The sequence below is a fragment of the Escherichia sp. MOD1-EC7003 genome, from assembly GCF_002965065.1.
Lineage (GTDB): Bacteria > Pseudomonadota > Gammaproteobacteria > Enterobacterales > Enterobacteriaceae > Escherichia.
In genome coordinates this window covers 1-1,066 of sequence record NZ_PTRE01000155.1, presented here as the reverse complement: position 1 = coordinate 1,066, position 1,066 = coordinate 1, and the positions used below count along the sequence as shown (strand labels likewise).

At 42.2% G+C, this 1,066-nt stretch carries 1 protein-coding gene; it reads right to left on the bottom strand.

What is annotated here, in order from left to right; genetic code table 11:
- Positions 1-617: 617 nt before the first annotated feature.
- The gene (locus A7090_RS21905; RefSeq protein ID WP_105275504.1) at positions 618-911 is read right to left on the bottom strand and encodes a PerC family transcriptional regulator; all 294 of its coding nucleotides are present in this window, start codon (positions 909-911) and stop codon (positions 618-620) included.
- Between the last annotated feature and the right edge of the window lie 155 nt (positions 912-1,066).

Genomic DNA, 1,066 nt, shown 5'->3' with positions numbered 1-1,066 from the left:
TGGACATTATTTTTGTAGAGCCGGAGGAAACAGACCAGACGGTTTAAATGAGCCGGTTACCATTTTTCTGCATATCTGACACTTTGGTTCCCACTACTTATTTGGTGGACACCACTTTGTCTAATTCGTCAGATTCTGACCAGACGGTTCAGGCTGTACGCTTACCATTAGACAGCTATATTGTGATCATATCAGTGAGCTTTGGGAAACTCTCCGGACAGAAAATGCCGTGCTGAGCACATGGCTTTGTAGCTGTAAAATGGTATGTTGATAAACATGCAACGATCATTATTTTTTCCCAAAAATAGGCAGAGGTGCCGCAGTAAACATCGTTACTTACTTAGAGGACTGGCATGATAAACTTTACGTAGTGTACGATGAACTTATCAAAGATGAATTGCCACTCCTGAAAGTGGAGGTGCAATGCATTTTCAGAGGAATAGCTATCATAAATGTTATAAGGGAGATGAAAACATAATATGGCTGTCGCCCCGGGAGTAAGGCTGTACACGCGTCAAACATTTTTCAGGGTTCTTAAAAACACTCAGCAGCAGTGCTACAGGGGGCTGGGGTAGAGATTACATGAACTGATATTTTGGGGCCTTTTTTGACAGTAACTATTTGGATTTGTCTTGCCCTTCTTTCTCGTTATAGCGGCGGAACACTTTCCGTTCTTCAAAGCCCATCCCTAGTTCAGTATGTAGTCTGTTTACTGCCTGTTTTATTTCTGTCAGATTCACCGGTGAAACAGGTGGCCGGCGAGCCTTATACAAGCATTCTGCTCGTTTTTGTGCCACTATTTTTCTTTTCTGATCATCACTGAGCTGCGTCATTACTTTTGCCCACCGTTCAGCCGCTCTCCGGTACAACCCTTTTTCCTCCAGCCGCTCAGCTTGCTCATCGTGTATCATAAATTACCTCCAGTTATCCACTGACTACAGTTGACAGACAGTTTTTATTTACATAATAATAAAAATTAAAACTGTGAAACCCATCAATTAATATGTAACCGGCTCATTTAAACCGTCTGGTCTGTTTCCTCCGGCTCTACAAAAATAATGTCCAT

What these genes read in the sequence shown, in the direction of transcription:
- A7090_RS21905 (WP_105275504.1), bottom strand. Translation starts at nt 911, where the DNA reads ATGATACACGATGAGCAAGCTGAGCGGCTGGAGGAAAAAGGGTTGTAC.